Consider the following 21,520-nt stretch of genomic DNA (forward strand, 5'->3'; position numbering starts at 1 on the left):
TTGGTGATCCTTTCGTTTCGTCTCCAACTTTTGGTTGGTATTTCACGACTGTTGAAGCATCTTTTTCTTTATAGGCTACTTCCACTGTTTGTGGTACATCTTTTAATGTAACTGTCTTGCTACCTTCTTCAGATGGTACGTACACTTTATCTCCAACTGTAATTTCTCTTGGTGTATACGTGATTGGGTCGCCTTGGTGATGCGTTCCTGATGGAACCTCAATATCAATTGGTGATCCTTTCGTTTCGTCTCCAACTTTTGGTTGGTATTTCACGACTGTTGACACCACTCCCACATACACAGTTAACGGGTCACTTTCTTTTCCTTGACTGTCAACCGCCTTAAGAACTACTGTATAACGTCCAGCTGGAGTTGCTTTTCCTGGTGTTTCTGTTAATCCTGAAACAATTTTTACAGTTGGTGTACCGTATGGTTTGTCAGCTTCATTTGTAACTTTATCTTCAGTATCTCCTACAGTTACTAGATTTTCTAACATTGCTTTAGTAATACTTGTTCCTGATGGGAATACTTTACGTGCATCTACGTTACTTGCTTCTGTTCCTTTATAAGCTAACGTAGGTTTATTATTCGTCACATTAACTACTTTCCAATTCCCTACTGATGTAACTGCTTGTCTTGGTTCTGGTTTGTAATCTACTCGTAATCCTAAACCTGTTCTGTAAGTAGCTGTATTATCTCCTGAAGCATTTTCTTCTTTAATACGAAGTTTAGCATTATTATGTGATTCTTTTAATGTAATCGTCACTAGATTTTCTGCTTTATTTGTTGCATTAACAGTATTAGTAATAGCTTGTACAAAGTTATTTGCGTTCGTTACTCCGGCAGGTGTTGCTGTAGAATCTACTTGCCAGTTTCCACCATTTTGGCTACGTACAAGAACGATACTTTTTGGTATATTGCTTGTTTCCGTGCTGTTGTGGAATCGTAATTCTATACGTTTAGCATCATGCGGTACTTTAACATCTAAATGTTTGCTACCTGCAATTGTTGTATTTACTGAGTAATCACCCATTTCAACAGCTTTAACATCACCTACTACACTAATATCATCTGCAGTAGTAGAACCTTTAATTTTCGTTGTAACTGTTAATCCAGTTGGTTGAGTTGTTTCACCATTTTTAGCAACCGATGTACGAAGTTTTACATCATCTGGAAGTGTTGCTGTCCACGTATTACCGTTGATAGTTACTCCACCATTATTTTCACTTGTTAATACTCGGTTAGTTCCATCATTCAATGCAACAGACACTACTGTATTACTGCTATTCGCATTTAATCCACCTAATGTACCTGTAATAGTACGTGAAGTTGAAGTCACTTTATTACTATCAAATGTTGGTTTTGGTGGTGTTACGTTCACTGTTACATTGATTGTCTTACTTGGTGTCGCTTGAGTTGCGGCTGGTAAATTATCCCCTGTTTGTGATACTGGTAATGTAACCTTCACTTGGAATGTTTGTTTACCTGATGTAGTTGCTACATTATTTCCTACCCATTCATAAGTTGTTCCATTAGGTAAAGTATCAGAACCAGTAGCATTCTTCACAGCAGCTTTTGCCTGTTCAGCACTTAATGTAGTACCTTGGCTAACAGAAACATTTTTACTATCTGCAATATCAAATACTTTATGCTCTAATGTAGCTGAATGTTCTAAATTACCTGTAGAAGTTGGACGATTTGTATGACGACCATAGTCATATCTACCAATGAATGTATAAACCGTTGTCCCTACTGGATCTGATGCAAGAGTTCTAGTAAAGCTTGTTCCGCTTTGCTCTGCTCCTCCACTACGTTTATAAAGCCAATTCATTCCTCCAGGAATATTATTTCCTGTATTACTATAATAATCTGAATGTCCATTACTTCGAGTTACATCTTTAAAGTCATAAATAGTATTAGCAATTGGGAATGTATTAAGAACTTTATAAGTTAAACGAACTTTTTTCGTTCTGTTTTCTCCGAAATTAACAGTTGCTTCTACAGTTTTTGTTTCTTCACTTCCACGAGTAATCGTATTTGTTTCAAGTGTAGCTGTGACAGTTGCTCCCTGAGGTAAATCAACTTTTTCATTTCCTTCTTGGACTTGAATAAATCTCTTCAACTCATCTGCTGAAATCGTTTCTCCACGTTTAACATTGATAATATCACGAGCTACTAGATTATAACCAACTTTGAAATAACCTAAACTTGCTCCCTCTGCTGAATCTGCATGACTCTTATTACCAGAAGCATCTGATGTTTTAGCAATTACTTCATATGTGGCTGGGTCGATTTCTTTTTTCAAGTTATTAATAACATCTGTTTTTTCAACACCATTTTCTACAATTTGTACTTTAGTGTTACCTTTCTTAACCCACATATTTAATTTATTACGAACAGTATTACTTGAAGGATTTGTTACATCATCCTTATCGTAGTTATCTGTCACTTTGGCTAAGCTAGCAAAAGATGTATTGTCTGCTAGACGGTTTGCTTGAGCACTTGTAGCCGCTAAAGTATTCGAAGTTGAACGTTCAACTTGAGGAGCTGTTGGATCTACTGGTACAAAGTATACATTAATTACATTTGTGTTATTAGCATTTGTATTTCCACGATCTTGTAATAACTGATCATTTGTATATTTTGGCATTAGATATAATTGTTTTCTTACAACTAATGAATTACCATTTTTCCCTTTAACAACATTAGTTAAAGGAATTGCATTCGCACTATTTGCAGCTGAAATATTATCATTTCCTAGAGTAGTACCAACAATATTACTATTATTGATATCTGTACGATTATTCTCAACAAGTTTATTCGTAGTATTATCGATATTTCCTCCACCAGCATATGATGTTGGATTTACTAAATCTAATACGTTAACTCCTACTCCATTTTTACTAAAGTATCCAGTAGACGCATTTCTGCTGAAGCCATTAGAATTTGCTTCTCCTAATGCTTTATCATTACCTGTAACAGTCGTTAAGGATGGTTGTCCTTGAGTATTTTTCGGTGTAGCGGTAATAGTTTTTAAAACTTCATTTGTTTGTAAAGCTACACCACTTGTTACATCGAATTTATAAATTAATGATTTTCCGTCTCCACTCCATTCAAACCCTGGATCTGTTGAACGGTTTGCAGGTTTTCCATTATTCGTAAACGTAATATTATAATCATCACGAATATGTGCAAATCGAGTAACGACATTAGTTCTTGGATTAATTTGTAATTCCGCAATCTTATTATCTTTATCCAATGCAGTAATTAATCCAGTATCCGAAATATTAATATCAGAAACTTGTTTTCCTCTTAATACTCCATTTTTATTTGCTTCAAAGATTGCTTGTTTAATCGTATTTTTTTCAGCCTCTGAAAGAGTTCCTCCACGATTATTCGCAAAATCTTGAACTTGAACAACTAATTTATCAGATGCTAAGTTGGAAAGTGTGCTTCTTCCTGTAACGTTTCTATTTTCACTATTATCAGAATTTACAGAATAAGCTGTTGTACCTTGTCCTCCACTAACTTTTACGACAGCATGAACTTGTTGCCCTTCTGTTAAGTTAGCTGTAAAGTTCTCTGCTGATAAAGTTGTCGTACCATTTCTATCTGTTACAGTCTTACTAGCGACTTTAGTAGTTCCTTGATATAGTTCAACCGTTACAGTTGCTCCATTTTGCAATTGAGAATTTGTTGGAAGGTTTTCTACCGTTACAGTTGGTTTTGAACTTGCTGTACCATAGAATTGAGGTTGAGATATTGTTGGTGTGTTTGGCTTCACATTGAACTCAACTGTTTTTTCCAAGTACCCTCTGCCAGCTACAGAAGCAGTATCTCCAGTTAATCCGGTTGTAGGATTTGTTGGTAATCCTTTTGTAGAAGTTTTACTATTTGGGAAATATGCTCTTGCCTTAACAGAATGTTTTCCAATCTTATCAAAAGAAACACGTTCACTAATTTCAGTATTTCCTTTTAGATAGCGGAATTTCATATCTGAGCCAAAGTTTCCATCTCCTCTATTCGTTCCATCTGTTGTTGTTAAATAGTAATTTGGATCTAAGCTTTGAGCATTTAATCCTAATACATCTGAACGAGTATTATCGTTAACTGGTGTACCTCTATCTTCAAAGGCTAAATCATATGTTTTAACTTTGAATTTGAGTGTAGCTTGATTTCCTTTATCTACACTTCCTGTTGCATCATCTGAAACTTTTAAGGTAACAACGTTTGTTCCTAATGCAGCATTTGGAGCTACTCTACCCGTAATAGTGGCAGCTGCAGGATTTGTTTCTGAACCACTATTTTGTGAAAGAGTATTTCCATTATTCAAGTTAACTCCAGTAGGCAATCCACTAATATGCTTAATATTAATTTTTCCATTTGTATTATTATCAAACATTTTTAATGGAATATTTAAAGTTGCCCCTCTGAAAACTTCAACTACTGGAAGATTATTTTCATTACTTCCTAACACAGACTCTGTATTATTTGTTGGATTTGTCATTTTAACAGTAGGAGCGACATTATCCGTGACATTAAATGTCATTTGTACTGTTTTTTTAGTAGGTGTGTAAATTGTATAATTTACTCCATCTATTGTTTTTGTATTTACAGTATTAGGGAATACAGCCGTAGCAATATACTTAGTAATACTTCCTAATTCGTTTAATTTCGTATTATTAGAAACTTCAGTAGTTTTGAATGTACTACTATTAAATTCATTCCATTTAAACTGCATATTAGTTGGATAGTACTTATCATTCTCTGCATTATTACTTTCTGCTACTTTGAAGTGGTTATGAGGATCTCCTAATTCACTTCCAACAGCACGATTTTCTGTCGTGCTATTTTTTGCTTGAACATCTACAATACGATATTTGAATTTGTATGTTTCTCTATTGCCATATTGGTCAGATGCTTCAACTGATGCAATTTGTTCCCCTAATGTAGCATCATTCGCTACTTTATTACTATCATCACCAGAAATTGTATGATTTAAAACAGTAGTAGTTCCTACACGTTCTTTATCAACATTATCAACTTTATTAAAATAAACACCTTTTGGTAAGTTTGTTACCATCAAACTGCCAATATTACTTTCATCTGTTACTTTGAATGTTGGATTAAATGCAGCTCCACGATAAATAATAAAACGATTATCATCTGCATTGGTTGTTAATGTTCTACCATTCATTGTAACAACAGGCTTATTAGAATCTGGAACTGTTAAGTTTGTAAAGTGGAAATCTACATAACGAACAGAATCATCTTTGTTTCCTGTTAATGCATTTTTTTCATTATCCATGTAGGTGATTTTAACTTGTTTCTTAACCCCTACTTTAGCAGTATTTCCATCGAAACTTGCTGAATCAGCATCAAATGTACTTTTAGCTAATTCAATAATTTTTTGTTTTTGAGCTTCAGTTAAAGCTTGTCCAATTGATAAGTTGTTTAACTCACGAGGTAGAGTTACATATTTTGTTTCCTCATAAGCAGCTGCTCCTTGTGGAGTATAACGTACTTTTACAGGAACAATTTTTTCACCTGTTATATTGCTATTTCCATCTGCCCACTCTACATTTTTAATGGCACGATTTTTAATATCATTTGAAGAACCAGGGAATGTATTAGAATTCCCTTTAAAAATATTTCTAAATGTATCCGGATTTCCTTCACTCCAATTTGTAAATAAATCAGGAATTCTACTTGATACATTATTATATCCAGAAATAAAATCTGCAGCATTTCCTAAGTTATCAGTTGTTTTTCGAGCTTGATTCTCTTTTGTTTCGTTTTTTACAGGCTCAAAAATATCCGACTGAGTTACGATATTAAATGAGAATGGAATTTTTACAGTTGAACCATTATATGTTCCTTCTAAGTAAGCTAAATGTCCACCTTTTGTTCTATCTTTAGAGTTCGTTAAAGCATCATTAGGATTATTATAATTATAGAGGTTATGAATATGAGAATACTTAGAACCATCAATTGTTGCTGTAGGAGTTATTTTTAGTAATAATTTGTTTTTTTGAGGTCTTTCATCTTGACCAGTAGTATTATTTCTTAATACTAATCCTGCATCAATAAAACTATTACCTTTTTCAACACTTATAGAACCATCATTAAAACTATATCCAGAATTTTCAAAAACTCCTAATTGAGTTCCTTTCAAGAAAGTTTTCTTTTTGAAATCTCCATTCGTAAATGAATCTGTTTTAATAGTATACGCATCTTTTAATGTTCCCCATTGAGAATAACTTCTATGTTGAGTTAATCCTGAAGTAGTCTCATACGTCTTCACACCTGCAACATAATAAGGATCATCCGCACTATTAGAATGCGTAGAAAATTCAAATGAATAAGAATTAGTAGCTCCCCCTGCGCTTATTCCTTGAGGTTGAATAGCTATAATGTTTTTAGTTGAGTTTTTAATATTTTCAAATAGGAAGTCTGATTTTTGAATAATATCTCCATTTACACCACTTCTATTAAAGTAGTAGTTAGTAGAATTCTTAACAAAATCTTCTAATGTTCTAATAGGTGCTTGAATATACGGACGTCCATTAATTAGACCTGTACCTCTATAATATTCTCCACCATTAACACCTTCAGTTGTCCCCATTTTACCATTCAGGATACCTTTAGATTTTTCCAATACATCTTCAATAGAGCCTGTTGTAAGTTGTTTTTCATTTTCTTTTACTACAACAGAGCTGCTGAAGTTGTGCCCATCCGGCAATGTAAAGTAGTAGAATGGTTTTTGGTGAGGCTCATGACCAGCATTGAATTGAATCTTCCAGTTAAACTCATAACCAGATTGTTCATTACCTGATACACGGTTTACCTGTACATAAACCCTATTTCTAGTCCATGCAATTCTTTGAGGTCCTTGCATATTATTATTATTAATTGGGCTGTTTTCAGCATTATTTGAGTTATATAAAAACGTCCCTACTTTATAATTATATCCATGATAGTTAGCATCAGTAGTACTTGCTGATTGGAATCGTTTAACATCATCTGCTGTAATCATCCATGCTGTATATGCATTCCCGAACTCCGTATTAGCCCCTTCTCTTGTATTAGGAGCACGTTCTTCACGACGAAGAGCTAATTCAGATTCTGTTGCAGGAGAATTTTTCTCAACAATTTCTTCCTTATATTTTCTTGCTTCTTTTAATGTATTTAATGCGGTATGATAGTCTTCTTCTGCTAATACACCATCTTCATGTGCACCTAGTGTCTCATTCAACTTATCATAGTTTGCTTTGATACCTGAAATCTTATCTGCTTCAATTCCATTCTTTTTAAGATATGTAATAATATCATGTAATTCTTCAGATAATTTATAAGTATCCGCTCCATTTTGATATTCAGGTTTTACTTCTTTTTCTGAATTGGCTGAACTAGTAGCTTCTGCTTCTGCTTTTCCTTCTACTCTTCTAGAGCGACTTCTTCTACCCGTATGTAAATCTTCGCTTTTTGTTTCCTCACTCGTTACAGTTTCAGATTTCTCTTTTTCTGCAACTTCCTTTTTGCCAACCGTTTCTTCATTAGATTTTGATTGAGCTTTTTCTTCTTTCAATCGTTTTAATGAGTCTATTGAATTTTGAACAAGGGATACTTGTTCATTCACACTTTCTTGTGTTGCTTCATTTTCATGCAAAATAGAGTCTGCTTTTTGGTAGATTCTTTCTTGATTTTCAACTGAACCTAATTTAGAAGCAGACACTTCTGTTATCAATGATTTCAACTCTGATAGTAATGATTGTAACTTTTCTTTTGAAACTACCTCTTTTGGAGTTTCTGTTTTCTTTTCTGTTTTACTAATTAATTCTGTATTAGTTCCTTGGCTTGTACCCAATTCACTAGCTAATACACTTGGACCACCCATTAAAAATAATGTTGTCCCAATTAATACACTTGCTGCACCAAAATGATATTTTCGAATCGAAAAACGTTGTTTCATTCCGTACCAGTCGAATGATTTTTTATGATGTTTTCTTTTCATAGTTTTCTCCTTTCACATTTGTAATAATTGCCAGGATTATATATACAATTTTTAAAATAAATTTTTCACAAAAAATAATATACCCTAGCACGTCATTTTACTATTTTTCTATTAATTATTCAACAAAAAATCACGTCAAAACCTTGATTTATCAATATTTATTTTGAAATCCAAACCTTTTTACCCCCTTCTCATCTCCTATTAACTCTATCTCTTTATTTTTTATTCAATAAAGCTACCGCAAACATTAAATTCACGGTAGCTTTTAGGGTTTCAATGAACAAATAACGATTCAAATTCTCTAGCAAATCTCAACAGTTCTTTTACTGTTGAAGGTTCCATTTGCGCATGTCCTGCTGCAGTAGAAAAGACTAATTCAGCATGTGGTAATTTTTGTTTTAAATCATACGCCCCACTTGGACGACAATCCACATCATATCTTCCATGAACAATCTTAATTGGAATATCTTTTAATACATCTGCATGGTTGAGAATATAATCATCATCTTCTACAAAACAGTGATGATAGAAATAATGACATTCCATAATAGCAATCGCAAGCATATCTTCGTCTGATTCCTCACCAACAGTTTCCCTAGGTAATAAGGTCAAAATGCCGCCTTCCCATCTAGCCCATTGACGAGCAGCTTCTAAGCGAATTAATGCATCGTCACTTGTCAATCGCTTATAATAAGCAGTAACTAAATCATTTTGTTCTTCAACTGGAATATGATTTAAATAAGGTGCAAATTGATCTGGGAAGAAATCGCTAGCTCCTTTTTGGTATAGCCAATCGGTATCTTCTTGTCTTCCTAAGAAAATTCCTCGTAAAATCAATCCCATAACTCTTTCTGGATATTGAATCGCATAATGAAGGGATAAAGTCGTCCCCCAACTACCACCGAAAACAACCCATTTTTCAATTTCTAACTTTTCACGGATTTTCTCCATATCCGAAACTAAGTCTTGAGTTGTATTCTCCTCTAATGAAAGAAAAGGTAAACTTTTTCCACAACCACGTTGGTCAAATTGAATCATTCGATAAACATCCGGATTAAACAATTGACGTGTTAGCGGACTTGAACCTCCGCCTGGTCCACCATGAACAATCACCACCGGCTTTCCATTTGGATTTCCTGATTCCGTTACAAATATTTGATGAATCGAAGAGACTTCTAAGTAAAACTCATTATACGGTTCAATTGGTGGAAATAATGTATTATTTTCCATTATATCTCCCCCTCTTATAAGTGAGTTAATGCTACTCGGATAGCTTCATCATAATTCGGTTCGTCTGTCATTTCTTGAACGATTTCTTGATACACAATGGTTCCATTTTGGTCTAACACAAAAATCGAACGTTGGTCTACACTTAATTCAGGCACATAAATGCCATACGCTTCTCCAAATGTAAAATCAATATCACATAACATTTCCATTGCAACATCATTTGCCGAACACCAGTTTTTAAATTCATCTTTGTTATTTTTACTAATTGTTACAAGTTGAATACTTGGATGTTCTTTCATTTTTTTATGGAATGCTTTTGTTTGAATATCACAAACTCGAGTATTAATATCTGGAACAACACTGATTAATGTTACTCTTCCAGAAAATGATTCTGGTGTTTTAATTTCTCCATGAATACATTCTAATGAAAAGTGAGGAGCTTTTTCTCCTACTGTTGGTAATTCTCCTTTTAATTCATATGGGTTATTGTGGCGTGTAATAAACATCATTCATTCTCCTTTTTTTATCATATTTTTTACGATCATTTTTAATTCTGGTAATACTTCTTCTTCAAACCATAGATTTTTCTTCATCCATCTAATATTTAAAGGAGAAGGATGTACGATTGGAAAGTATTTGGGTAAATATTCTCGAAAACTTCTTACCGTTTCCGTTAAATTTTCTTTTTTCGTGTCTTTTAAATAATAGTTTTGTGCATATGAGCCAACTAATAAAATGCACTTGACTTGTTTCAATAACGGTAACACTAATGGATGCCATTTTGGAGCAAACCTCTTTCTAGGTGGTTTATCTCCACTTTTTCCTTTTCCTGGGTAATAGAAGTCCATTGGAACGACTGCAAATAAACCTGAATCATAAAATAAAGATTCATCAACACCTAGCCATTCTCGTAAACGATCTCCACTTTTATCCCAGAAAAATTTACGGCTTTCTTGAGCTTTTAATCCAGGTGCTTGACCGATAATTAAAATCTTAGCCGATTCCGGAATTCAAAATAATGGTTCAATTCCTTGCTTTGTATAGAATTGATTTTCTTCATCCTGCATGATTTGTTCTTTTAATTGTTCAAAAGACAATGTACTCATCTCCATTTTCAATTGTTCACTTTAACGATAAATAATTATAGCTCTCAAATTTCTACTATTACTTTAACGATGAACAAACATAGCATCTCCAAAACTAAAGAAACGATAACGTTCACTAATCGCATGATGATAAGCTTCTAATGTAAAGTCACGCCCTAAATAGGCACTTACTAACATCACTAATGTCGATTTTGGAAGATGGAAGTTCGTAATAAAGGCATCCACTACTTTAAATTTATATCCTGGGGAAATGAAAATATCTGTCCATCCACTACTTGGAACAATTTCTCCATCATTAACAGAACCTACTGTTTCTAATGTACGAATCGAAGTAGTCCCTACAGCAATCACTCGTTTTCCATTTTTCTTCGTTTCTGCAATGACCTCTGCTGTTTCTTTTGAAATATGATAATATTCCGAATGCATTTTATGGTCTTCTAAATGATCAACAGAAACAGGTCTGAATGTTCCTAATCCAACATGTAACGTAATTGGAACAATTTGAATGCCTTTTTGTTGAATTTTTTCCATTAATTCTTTTGTAAAATGTAAACCGGCTGTTGGAGCAGCTGCAGATCCATTTTCCTTTGCATAAACGGTTTGATAACGTTCTTGGTCTTCTAATCGTTCTTTGATATACGGTGGTAATGGCATTTCACCTAGCGATTCTAAAATCTCTAAAAATACCCCATCATATTGAAACTCGATGATTCTTCCACCTTGTTCTAATTCTTCTGTTACAGTTGCTTTTAATCGTCCATCACCAAACGATACAACTGTTCCTACCTTCATTCTTTTGGCTGGTTTTACAAGAGTTTCCCAGCAATCTCCATGCGTATTGTGCAATAGTAGCACTTCGATATGAGCACCTGTTCCCTCTTTTTCGCCGTATAATCTCGCTGGCAATACTCGTGTATTATTGACAACTAATGTATCGCCTTCTTCTAGATAATCAATAATTTCAGAAAAATGTTTATCTTCTACACTATGTTCTGTTTTATTAACGACTAGTAATCTTGAAGAAGTACGATCTTTCAAAGGTGTTTGAGCAATCAGTTCTTCTGGTAAATCAAAATCAAAATCTTGAGTTGTATAATTCATTCTTATTCCATCTTTCTATTCTAATATCTTCTGTTCAAATGAACATAAGCTTCTGGTGTCACCATTCTTCCTCTTGAAGTTCGCTTAATAAATCCAATTTGTAATAAATATGGTTCATACATATCTTCGATTGTTTCAGCATCTTCAGAAATATTGGCAGCAATTGCTCCTAATCCGACTGGCCCACCATCATATAAATCAATCATCGCATTTAGCAATTTACGGTCAATTGCATCTAATCCCTTTTCATCTACTTGAAGGACTTTAAGAGCTTTTTGCGTAATTTCCTTTGAAATGCTCCCTTCTTCATAGACTTGAGAAAAATCACGGACACGTTTTAATAAACGATTGGCGATACGTGGTGTTCCTCTTGAACGAAGGGCAACCTCTCGAGCCGCCTCTTCATGAATTTCACTTTCAAATACACTAGCAGTTCTCTTAACAATTTCTGTTAACGATTCCTCATCATAATATTCCATATGAGACACAATTCCAAAACGATCCCTTAACGGAGCAGATAAAGCACCCGCACGAGTTGTTGCTCCTACTAAAGTGAAAGGAGGTAATGGAAAATGAACAGGATGAGCTGTTGGTCCTTGTCCTACTACAATATCCACAAAGAAATCTTCCATTGCAGAATAAAGCATTTCTTCTACTACACGAGGTAAGCGATGAATTTCATCGATAAACAAAACGTCTCCAGCATTTAAATCATTTAATAATGCGACTAAATCTCCAGGTCGTTCAATTGCGGGACCACTTGTCGTTTTAATTCCAACTTCTAATTCATTCGCAATGACCATTGCTAAAGTTGTTTTTCCTAATCCAGGAGGGCCATATAATAAGACATGATCCAAAGCTTCTTGCCTGCTTCGCGCAGCTTGAATATAAATGGATAACTCTTCTTTTACTTTTTGCTGACCAATATATTGTTGTAAATTTTGCGGTCGTAATGATAATTCCGTTGAAACTTCTTGTTCGTCTAACAGACTACCATCTACAAATCGATGTTCTTCCACACAATTCTTCCTTTCTATTTCATCAATAATTTAAAGGCAATGGATAATGCTTCTTGAGTTGTTTGAGGAGCTGCTGTTTCTAACTCTTTCCAAACTTTTGTAATTTCTTTTGCAGAATATCCTAATCCTAATAATGCTTCTCTTGCTTCTTCTAGATGTTTCATTCCAGTTATCGTCTCTACTTCTGGAGCAGCTACTTCTTCCACAACAATATTCTTGAATTTTCCTTTTAAATCTAATACAATTTGTTGAGCAGTTTTTTTACCAACTCCAGGAAATTTTGTTAAATACGTAATATTGCCGGATTCTACTGCTTGAATAAAACCATTCACATCATCATTTGCTAAAATAGATACGGCACTTTTGGGTCCGATTCCAGAAACACTAATTAATTTTTGGAATAATTCTTTTTCCTCATCACTTAAAAAGCCATACAATGTAATCGAATCTTCTCGAACAATTTGTTGAAGTTCTACTCGAATCACTTCATTCAATTTTGATTGAATACGATAAGGATTTGCAAACATAATTTGATATCCAATTCCATGGTTTTCTACGACAATATACGTTGGCTGAATAGCCACTAATTCTCCTTTAAGATATTCGTACATCTCATACCTCCGTTAAATTTCTTCCTATTAAGTGTATCACGAAAACGGCTTAAATTCTAATAATCTACTGAGAAAATAGCATTAAATGTATGCAAAAAAGACGATAGACTTAAATTCTATCGCCCATTTTATTTATTAGTAAATTCATTATTCTTCTGTTTTATTTCGACGTATCTGTAATTGAGTCTGCCAATCTTGCATTTGATCAATAAACTTTTTACCTTTTAATCGAATTCCTACGAATTCATCCATTAATGAATCACATAGCCTTTTTAAATCAGCTTTTGTTTCAGTAGATAAACTCAATGATTGGATTTGCAAAGGAGATTTCATAGCAACAAGAAGTCTAGCTATATGCACTGCTTTTGGACTTAATTGTAATCTCTTTTCATCTGTATCATAGTGCCTTGAACATAATAATCCATGATGTTTCAACGAAATATCAAACGGTCCGACTGACTCCTCGCAAAAACAACACTGCTGCCATTGAAATGCCACTCCAAAATATTTTAACATTTTCAATTCAAAATAATGCATTAAAATAAATGGATCTAGATCATTTTCCACCGCACGAATGCAATTTTCTAATAAATCATACAGCTCTGTATTGACGATTCGGTCTTCCATCACTGCATCCACCAATTGCATCATATACGTCATGACTGCTTGAACTTCAATTTGTTCATAAATACGTCGATGATTTTGAACTTCAAGACATTCCCTAATAAAGCTAAAGCCATTTTGATGAATCGTTCCAATAAAAACAGCTCTTGTAAAGGGTAAGGTTGCTGCAGATAAAGGATGACTTGAACGTTGTAAATTTCTTACAAAAAACATTTGCTTCCCAAATTCTCGAGAGAAAATCTTAACAATCATGTCATGTTCTTTGTATTCTTGTCGAAATAGAACAATGCCGGTAAACTTTTGAAAGTATTCCATAAAGTCACCTTAATCTTTATAATCTGTTGTTCGATATCCAAAGTCTTGTAATTGACTTTTCTTCTTACGCCAATCTTTTTCTACTTTAACCCATAATTCTAAATAGACTTTATTTCCGAGTAATTGTTCGATATCTTTTCTCGCTCTTACACCAATTTCTTTTAGCAATTTACCACCTTTACCGATGATAATTCCTTTTTGAGTTGGACGTTCCACAATAATATTGGCATAAACATGGACTTTATCAAACTCATCTTTTTGCATTTTATCTACAGTAACGGCTACTGAGTGAGGAATTTCTTCTTTTGTTAAATGTAAAATTTTCTCACGAATTAATTCTGACACAACAAAGTATTCCGGATGGTCTGTAATTTGATCACTTGGATAATATTGAGGACCTTCTGGTAAATGATTTGTTAAAGTTGTCATCAATTCTTGAACATTATTCCCTTGTAAAACTGAAATTGGAATAATTCCAGCAAATGGAATCGTTTCTTGATACGATTCAACTCGGTCTAATAATTCATCTGGAGAAATTAAATCAATTTTATTTAACACTAAAAAGACGGGTGTTTTAATTTTCTTTAATTTCTCAATAATGAAATCATCACCAGGACCTCTTTTTTCTGCAGCATTCACCATAAATAATACAGCATCCACTTCTTTTAATGCAGAATAAGCACTCTCCACCATGAAATTTCCTAGTTCATGCTTTGGTTTATGAATTCCTGGAGTATCTAAAAAAACGATTTGACAATCTTGATTCGTATATACCCCTTGAATTTTATTACGTGTTGTTTGAGCTTTATCCGACATAATCGCAATTTTTTGCCCTAATACATAATTCATAAAAGTAGATTTTCCTACATTCGGTCTACCTACAATTGCCACAAAACCTGATTTAAACTGTTTTGACATATGACTCTCCTTATAAAAACATTTGTACAATCTTTGGAATAAAAATTCCTGAAGCCATAATAAGAACAAAAATTGCTCCCATTAATACGACACCCGCTGATACATCTTTTGCTTTTTTAGCAGCTAAATGATAATTGTGTTCTACCATTAAATCAACTAATTGTTCTACAACGGTATTTAACATTTCTAAAATAAACATTAAAAAGACACAAAATACAATCCAGTACCATTCAACTCTTTCGATGTTTAATAAAAATCCTAGTATTACTACTCCTATTGCAGCAACAACATCAAATCTAAAATTTCGTTCATCTTGAAAGACAGTTTTAATACCATTCACAGCATGTTGCATGGATTGTTTGAAATGGTGATTTTTTTCAACTTGTTTATGCATTTCTTGTTAAACCATAGGCTGTTAAAATTTCTGTTTGTAAGCCTGTCATTTCTTTTTCTTCTTCTTCTGTTTGATGATCATAACCATTTAAATGTAAGAAACCATGTAACGCTAAGAAGCCTAATTCACGTTCTAAACTATGTCCATATTCTTCTGCTTGTTCCTTTGCACGATCTACTGAGATAATAATATCTCCAATGGAAGTCACAAAATTTTCATCTGACGCCATAAAATTTTTAATTGGATCCATATCCTCTTCTTCATCATCTAAAGCAAAACTAATAACATCCGTCACTTTATCAATATTTCTAAAATCTCGATTAATCTCACGAATTCTTTCACTTGAAACAAATGAAATACAGCATTCACGATTTTCAGGATAATGTAAATAGTCGCTTGCAAATGACACGACATCTTCTACTAATTTTTGATATTCTTCTTTTACTACTTCGGTTTCGTCTATTAATTCAATAAACATAATATTTCCTTCCTATTTTGTTTCTTGTTTTTTGATTGTTGGATATTCAATTCTTGAATGGAATGTACCATTTAAAGATGTCACAATCATTTTTTCTACAATTGCTATTTCTTTCATCGTAATATCACATTCTACAAATTGTTCATCTTCTAGTCGATTCATAATAATGGAATGAACTAACGCTTCTACTTTTTCCAAAGTTGGTTCTTTCATCGCACGAGTTGCCGCTTCTGCACTATCCACGATATTTATAACTGCAGCCTCTTTTGTTTGAGGCTTTGGTCCTGGATAACGGAAATCTTCTTCTTTTACATCCGGATTATTTTTTAATGCTTCTGCATAAAAATATTTCATCAATGTTGTTCCATGATGTTGTGCACATATATCAATGACTGATTGAGGTAATTGGTGTTGTTTTAAAATTTCTACCCCTTTTGTTACATGGTTAAAAATAATATGAACCGATTCTTCCGCACTTAACATTTTATGAGGCGATTCCATATGTCCAGGTAAGTTCTCAATAAAGAATAATGGATGTTCTAACTTTCCAATATCATGATAATAGCAGGCTACTCTGGCTAATTGAGAGTCACCACCAATTGCTTCTACACAGTTGGCAGAAATATTTGCAACCATTAAACTATGATGATACGTTCCTGGAGCCTGAGTAATTAGGTCTTTTAATAATGGTTGATTTGGATTCGATAATTCAGCCCATAATAATACCGAACTATCTTCGAATACATAAGCTAAATACGGCATTAATATCACCGGTATTAAAAATGATAAAAATCCACTTAATAGTAAAAATAAAAAGATAAACATTGTTTGTTGCGTTTGAAATTCATAATTACTATAAAATACAAATGGAACTCCTAATAATACAGGATAAACTAAATATTTGATAAAACGTTTGATCCATAATTGATTCTTCCACAAAGTTTCATTTAAAATCCCAATCCATGCAATGACTGATAGAGATACAGTCGTTAAAATTAAATGCAACACATTTGTTGATTGAGAAAAGAAAAACCATGAAAAAATTGGTAACAATACAATTGAAAAAATGGTAAGTCTTAAACTCTTTGTTAAACGATAGAGAAGATACACTAAACCGGCAACTGGGAATATCAAACCAATGTGTTCCACTCCTCGATGTTGTACTAATGCTAATATTTTTAATACTAAAACACCTGCAACAAATATCAAACTAAAAACAGTTAAAGCAGTTGCTGTATCACTTGAACTTTGTTTATCTGTTTGAGTAGGTTTATAAAAATATACAGCTAAAAAAATAATAATTCCTGTTAAGAATAATAAATAACTATATAATTCATGATAGTTTCGTTGTCCATTACTTAACCCAAATAATTCAATTAGACGAATCTCTTGATTTGAAATCACATGTCCTTCTTGGACAAGCACTTGCCCCTGTAAAATTTTTACTGGAGTAACAGCTGCTTTTGCCGCTTCTTTTGCCTTTTGAGTCGCTTCTTTATCCACTACATTATTTACAATAACCGAAACGGTCACTAATTGACCTAATAAATCTCTTTCTGTATCAGAAAAGTCACTATAGAATAAAGTTTTCTTCGCTTCTTCTTGAGTTTTTGTTACAGTACTTTCACTAATAGCATTTTTCATTTGTGTTTCTACAACTGATTTTAACGTCTTCTCATAAGAAGCCAACTGTTCATTATTCGCTTGTAATAATTGAGAAATATATTTATCAGGTATGAAAATTGCAAACTCTCGAATGGATTGATTCTCTTTTTCAAGTGATTTCTTAAAATATTGAACTCTTTCTTGAGTGGTTGCTACTCTTGTCACAGATTCTTCAGAAGAATTACTTTGATCTGTTTTAATAATTTCAGCAGATGCTTTAGATGCGACTGATTTAATCGCTTGGAAAAATTGCTGAATATTTGTTAGTTGCTTTGTTAATCGTTCTTGGTCAAATACTAATACATCGCTGACAGCATCCATTGCAATTTGTTGATTTTTCTCTGTTTGAGCTCTATCTTCCAAAGTTCTTGGAGCACGAATCGTTTCCTTAGCAACTTGGTTCAATTCTACTGTATAAGTCGTTGGTTTTACACTTCCATATCCAATGACGAGTAATGCAACAAATGTTAAAAAAAGAAGCAAGGGCAAATAGAAAATGCCCAAAACTTCCTGAAATTTTCGCAGTTTCTGTCTCATTTTTCATTTACTCCTTACTTATTCACCTTGTTCTGAATAGGCATCAATAATACTTGAAACTAATGGATGACGAACGACATCAAACGCATCAAATTCTACAAAAGAAATTCCACTAATGCCTTTTAATTTATTTTCTGCATCCACTAAACCACTCATATGACTCCCTTTTGGTAAGTCTACTTGTGTTTTATCTCCATTAATAATCATTTTTGAACCAAATCCTAAACGAGTTAGGAACATTTTCATTTGAGCTCTTGTTGTATTTTGTGCTTCATCTAAAATAATAAATGCTTCTTCTAATGTACGTCCACGCATATAAGCAAGTGGAGCTACTTCAATGACTCCTCTTTCCAATAAACGATTCGTATGTTCTACTCCATAAATGGCATATAACGCATCATAAATCGGACGTAAATATGGATCCACCTTTTCTTTTAAATCCCCTGGTAAAAATCCTAAATTTTCCCCTGCTTCAACCGCTGGTCGTGTTAAAATAATTTTCTTTACTTGACCTTTTTTCAAAGCTTGAACCGCCATTACAACTGCGACGAAAGTTTTACCAGTTCCTGCAGGTCCAATACCAAACACCATATCTGTTTTCTTAATGGCATGAATATATTGTTGTTGTCCAAATGTTTTTGCACGAATCGGTTTACCAGAAAATGTACGACCAATTTCCTCATTATATAAATTTAAGAAATAATCTAATGTACCTCTTTTTGCCATTTTAATGGCAGTTACAATATCCGTTTGAGAAATTGAAATACCACGTGCTATTAATTCTTGTAGTTGTTCTAATAATAGGATTGTTTGCTTTACAGACTCCTCTTCACCGGAAATTAACAATTGTTCTTCACGATGAGTAATGAGTGTTTCAAACGTTTCTTCCAACAATCTTAAATGTTGATCCTGTGAACCAAATAATTGAACAAGTTGTGGATGATCTTGGATTTCTAACGCTTGTTTATAGTTTTGTTCTACCACACTGTTAACCTCCATTTACTGTATATAGCACTATTATAGCATATTTTTGACAGTTCTTACTATGAATTTAGTGTGATTTGATTATTGTCTTATAGAACACAAAAAAGCCACAAAAAATTTGTGACTCCAAGCAGCAATGCATCTGTCGATTAATTATAAGTTTTGCATTCATTCAATCAATTGGTACTACTAATATAAAGGCTTCTGGTTCTTATTAATTGTTTTATAAACTATATCTATACAAAATCTAAATACTATTTTTCTTTCAAATCAATTTCCTCAGTATAATAAATCCATTCTTTCCCAGTATAAAAATCTACTGCATATATTTTTATAATATCTTCTCCTTTAGGAAAGTCTCTCTTCTTTTTTAAATCAAGTAACGATTGAGGAACAATTTTTTTACTCGTATCTTTTAATGTTAATGCTAAAATTTGTTTTTTAGTTCTTAATGCATAATCAAATTCTAAATATAAATACCTTCCCGAACCAGTTAATCGAACATGAGGACTTGTTAATTCTGTAACAGAGTTCAAAATTGCTAATTTTTGAAAAGTTGTACCATCTTTTTTTACTAGTAAAGAAGAAACATCTAATTTTTTATCTAAACAGTCTAAAAAGAAGTTTTTTGCTCCTCGTGAATAATGTAACCCACATAGATGCATAAAATTACTTTCTGAAAAATATACTGAAATTTTTTGATTACGAGTACAATATACAACTTTTTTACCGAAAAAATTATCTTTAAAATACTTCGCAATCTTATAAAGTGATGGAATACTATGTACGATTCTATTATATTCAAGAGTATTTATAGTCCTAAATTGTTCTTCCTTCTTCATATTTTTACCTCCAAAAAAACGTCCCAATAGTTTGGGACGTTCTCCAGTCGGTTTATTTTGGTGTCTGCCACCCGCTTGACCCTTATGTTCAAGTTTAATTTCGGATTTTTTTGGTGTCCGCCACCCGCTTGACCCTTATGTTCAAGTTTAATATCAGATTGACCATGAGCCGACCACTCATCTTTGGTTCAATTATAGCTTTCTATTCATTATTTTTCAAGCATATTATCTTGAGAATCATTTACGCTGTGGGCTTTTAAACAAAAATCTATTTCATAAATTAATTCTTATTTTCTTTCATCCTGAAATGACTAAAAGTCTATTTGAATTCTGATTAACCTAAATGAGCTTTCACTTGTTCTTTAATCACATTGCCGTCTGCTTTTCCTTTTAATTCTTGCATAACAGCACCCATTAATTTACCGAATTCTTTTTGAGTTGTTGCACCAATTTTTTCAGCTACAGTTGCAATGACTTCTTTTACTTCTTCAACTGATAATTGTTTTGGTAAGTAACGTTCTACAATTTCAATTTCAGCTTCTGTTTTGGCAACTAATTCATCACGCCCTGCTTTAACAAATTCTGCTAATGATTCACGACGTTGTTTTGCTTCACGTGCTAAAATCGTTAATTCTTCTTCAGCATTTAATTCTTCTTTTTTATCGATTTCTGCTGCTTGAACAGCTGTTTTAATCATTCTTAATACTGCTAAAGTTTCTTTATCTTTTGCTTTCATAGCTGTTTTAATATCATTATTCAATGTTTCTTTTAAACTCATGTTTTCCACTCCTTAAAATACGAAAAAGACTGAGACGTAAAATCCCAGCCTTTACTTAGTCATATGATACACAGAGTTGACTAGAACTTACGTTTACGAGCTGCCTCTGATTTTTTCTTACGTCTTACACTTGGTTTTTCATAAAACTCACGTTTACGAGCCTCTTGTAAAGTTCCAGTTTTAGAAACAGTACGTTTGAAGCGACGAAGAGCATCATCAAGTGATTCGTTTTTACGAACAACTGTTTTTGACATATCCTATTCCCTCCCTCCGAGCATTAAAAGTAACTGTTTTCTTTTGAATAGAATAACCAAACAAACGAAATGTCCTTTTTTTATTATAGAAAAGGTTTGCTCAATTGTCAATTAGATACACTAATATTTTTCCTTAAAAATTAAGTTATTTCTTTTGAATTATGAACTTGTACGAGCACATTTTTCACATAATCCAAAAATTTCAAAACGATGAGAATGTACTTCGCAACCCTCTAATTGTGTTTCAAAATAAGTCATTGGACAAAACTCAATTTCTTTTGTACGCCCACATTTTTCACAAATAAAATGATGATGATGACCTTCATGACTACATCCAAAACGGAATAATTTTTCACCATTCCATTCAGTTGTTTCTAAAATGCCTAAATCTGTAAAATCATATAAATTACGATAAATGGTATCATAACTCATATTTGGAAAATCTGCTTCTAACAATTGTTGTACTTGTTTTGCGGACAAATAGCGATCTTCATGACTAAAAATTTCAATAATTTTCTCCCGTTTACTTGTATACTTAAATCCTGCCTGTTTTAATAATTGAATCGCTTGTTCAATTTGTCCATGATGGCAATGGCAGTGATGATGTTGTTTTTCATTTTTACTTGAATGTTGGTGAGTTTCTTTATGGT

16 protein-coding genes and 1 pseudogene are annotated in these 21,520 nt (G+C 33.1%); all 17 read right to left on the bottom strand.

Features of this window, described 5'->3' with window-relative positions; translation table 11 throughout:
• Positions 1-8,014 (bottom strand): YSIRK-type signal peptide-containing protein (locus RWZ86_RS05305; RefSeq protein ID WP_314680502.1); only part of this gene is annotated, 8,014 nt, incomplete at its 3' end.
• Positions 8,015-8,287: 273 nt separating this feature from the next.
• A complete protein-coding gene (gene pip / locus RWZ86_RS05310) occupies positions 8,288-9,244 on the bottom strand; it encodes a prolyl aminopeptidase (RefSeq protein WP_314680503.1) in 957 nt (318 codons plus the stop codon).
• Positions 9,245-9,258: 14 nt separating this feature from the next.
• Positions 9,259-9,753, bottom strand: a complete 495-nt coding sequence (locus RWZ86_RS05315) for a peroxiredoxin (RefSeq protein WP_314680504.1) — start codon at positions 9,751-9,753, stop codon at positions 9,259-9,261.
• Positions 9,754-10,350: pseudogene (locus RWZ86_RS05320) on the bottom strand (uracil-DNA glycosylase family protein).
• A gap of 63 nt (positions 10,351-10,413) precedes the next feature.
• A complete protein-coding gene (gene queA / locus RWZ86_RS05325; protein ID WP_314680505.1) occupies positions 10,414-11,451 on the bottom strand; it encodes a tRNA preQ1(34) S-adenosylmethionine ribosyltransferase-isomerase QueA in 1,038 nt (345 codons plus the stop codon).
• 20 nt (positions 11,452-11,471) lie between these two features.
• A complete protein-coding gene (gene ruvB, locus RWZ86_RS05330; protein ID WP_314680506.1) occupies positions 11,472-12,470 on the bottom strand; it encodes a Holliday junction branch migration DNA helicase RuvB in 999 nt (332 codons plus the stop codon).
• Between the two features lie 14 nt (positions 12,471-12,484).
• Complete coding sequence (gene ruvA / locus RWZ86_RS05335) at positions 12,485-13,081, bottom strand: Holliday junction branch migration protein RuvA (RefSeq protein ID WP_314680507.1); 597 nt, start codon at positions 13,079-13,081, stop codon at positions 12,485-12,487.
• A gap of 147 nt (positions 13,082-13,228) precedes the next feature.
• Positions 13,229-14,020, bottom strand: a complete 792-nt coding sequence (gene recO / locus RWZ86_RS05340; RefSeq protein ID WP_314680508.1) for a DNA repair protein RecO — start codon at positions 14,018-14,020, stop codon at positions 13,229-13,231.
• 9 nt (positions 14,021-14,029) lie between these two features.
• A complete protein-coding gene (gene era, locus RWZ86_RS05345; RefSeq protein WP_314680509.1) occupies positions 14,030-14,938 on the bottom strand; it encodes a GTPase Era in 909 nt (302 codons plus the stop codon).
• Positions 14,939-14,948: 10 nt separating this feature from the next.
• A complete protein-coding gene (locus RWZ86_RS05350; protein WP_314680510.1) occupies positions 14,949-15,332 on the bottom strand; it encodes a diacylglycerol kinase family protein in 384 nt (127 codons plus the stop codon).
• On the bottom strand, positions 15,325-15,810 hold the full coding sequence (gene ybeY / locus RWZ86_RS05355; RefSeq protein WP_314112102.1) for an rRNA maturation RNase YbeY: 486 nt from the start codon (positions 15,808-15,810) through the stop codon (positions 15,325-15,327). The genes RWZ86_RS05350 and ybeY overlap by 8 nt, the downstream gene beginning before the upstream one ends.
• 12 nt (positions 15,811-15,822) lie before the next feature.
• Positions 15,823-18,012, bottom strand: a complete 2,190-nt coding sequence (locus tag RWZ86_RS05360; protein ID WP_314680511.1) for an HDIG domain-containing metalloprotein — start codon at positions 18,010-18,012, stop codon at positions 15,823-15,825.
• An 18-nt stretch (positions 18,013-18,030) separates the two neighbouring features.
• Positions 18,031-19,011: a PhoH family protein gene (locus tag RWZ86_RS05365; RefSeq protein ID WP_314680512.1), complete on the bottom strand. Its 981-nt coding sequence runs from the start codon at positions 19,009-19,011 to the stop codon at positions 18,031-18,033.
• 239 nt (positions 19,012-19,250) lie between these two features.
• Positions 19,251-19,838, bottom strand: a complete 588-nt coding sequence (locus tag RWZ86_RS05370) for a PBECR4 domain-containing protein (protein WP_314680513.1) — start codon at positions 19,836-19,838, stop codon at positions 19,251-19,253.
• Positions 19,839-20,172: 334 nt separating this feature from the next.
• Positions 20,173-20,616, bottom strand: a complete 444-nt coding sequence (locus RWZ86_RS05375; protein ID WP_006702494.1) for a GatB/YqeY domain-containing protein — start codon at positions 20,614-20,616, stop codon at positions 20,173-20,175.
• An 80-nt stretch (positions 20,617-20,696) separates the two neighbouring features.
• Positions 20,697-20,870, bottom strand: coding sequence for a 30S ribosomal protein S21 (gene rpsU / locus RWZ86_RS05380; RefSeq protein WP_005605651.1), 174 nt, complete (start codon positions 20,868-20,870; stop codon positions 20,697-20,699).
• Positions 20,871-21,029: 159 nt separating this feature from the next.
• A partial coding sequence (locus RWZ86_RS05385) for a Fur family transcriptional regulator (RefSeq protein ID WP_314680514.1) occupies positions 21,030-21,520 on the bottom strand: 491 nt, incomplete at its 5' end.

This window comes from uncultured Granulicatella sp. (assembly GCF_963545075.1).
In the GTDB taxonomy this organism is placed as follows: domain Bacteria; phylum Bacillota; class Bacilli; order Lactobacillales; family Aerococcaceae; genus Granulicatella.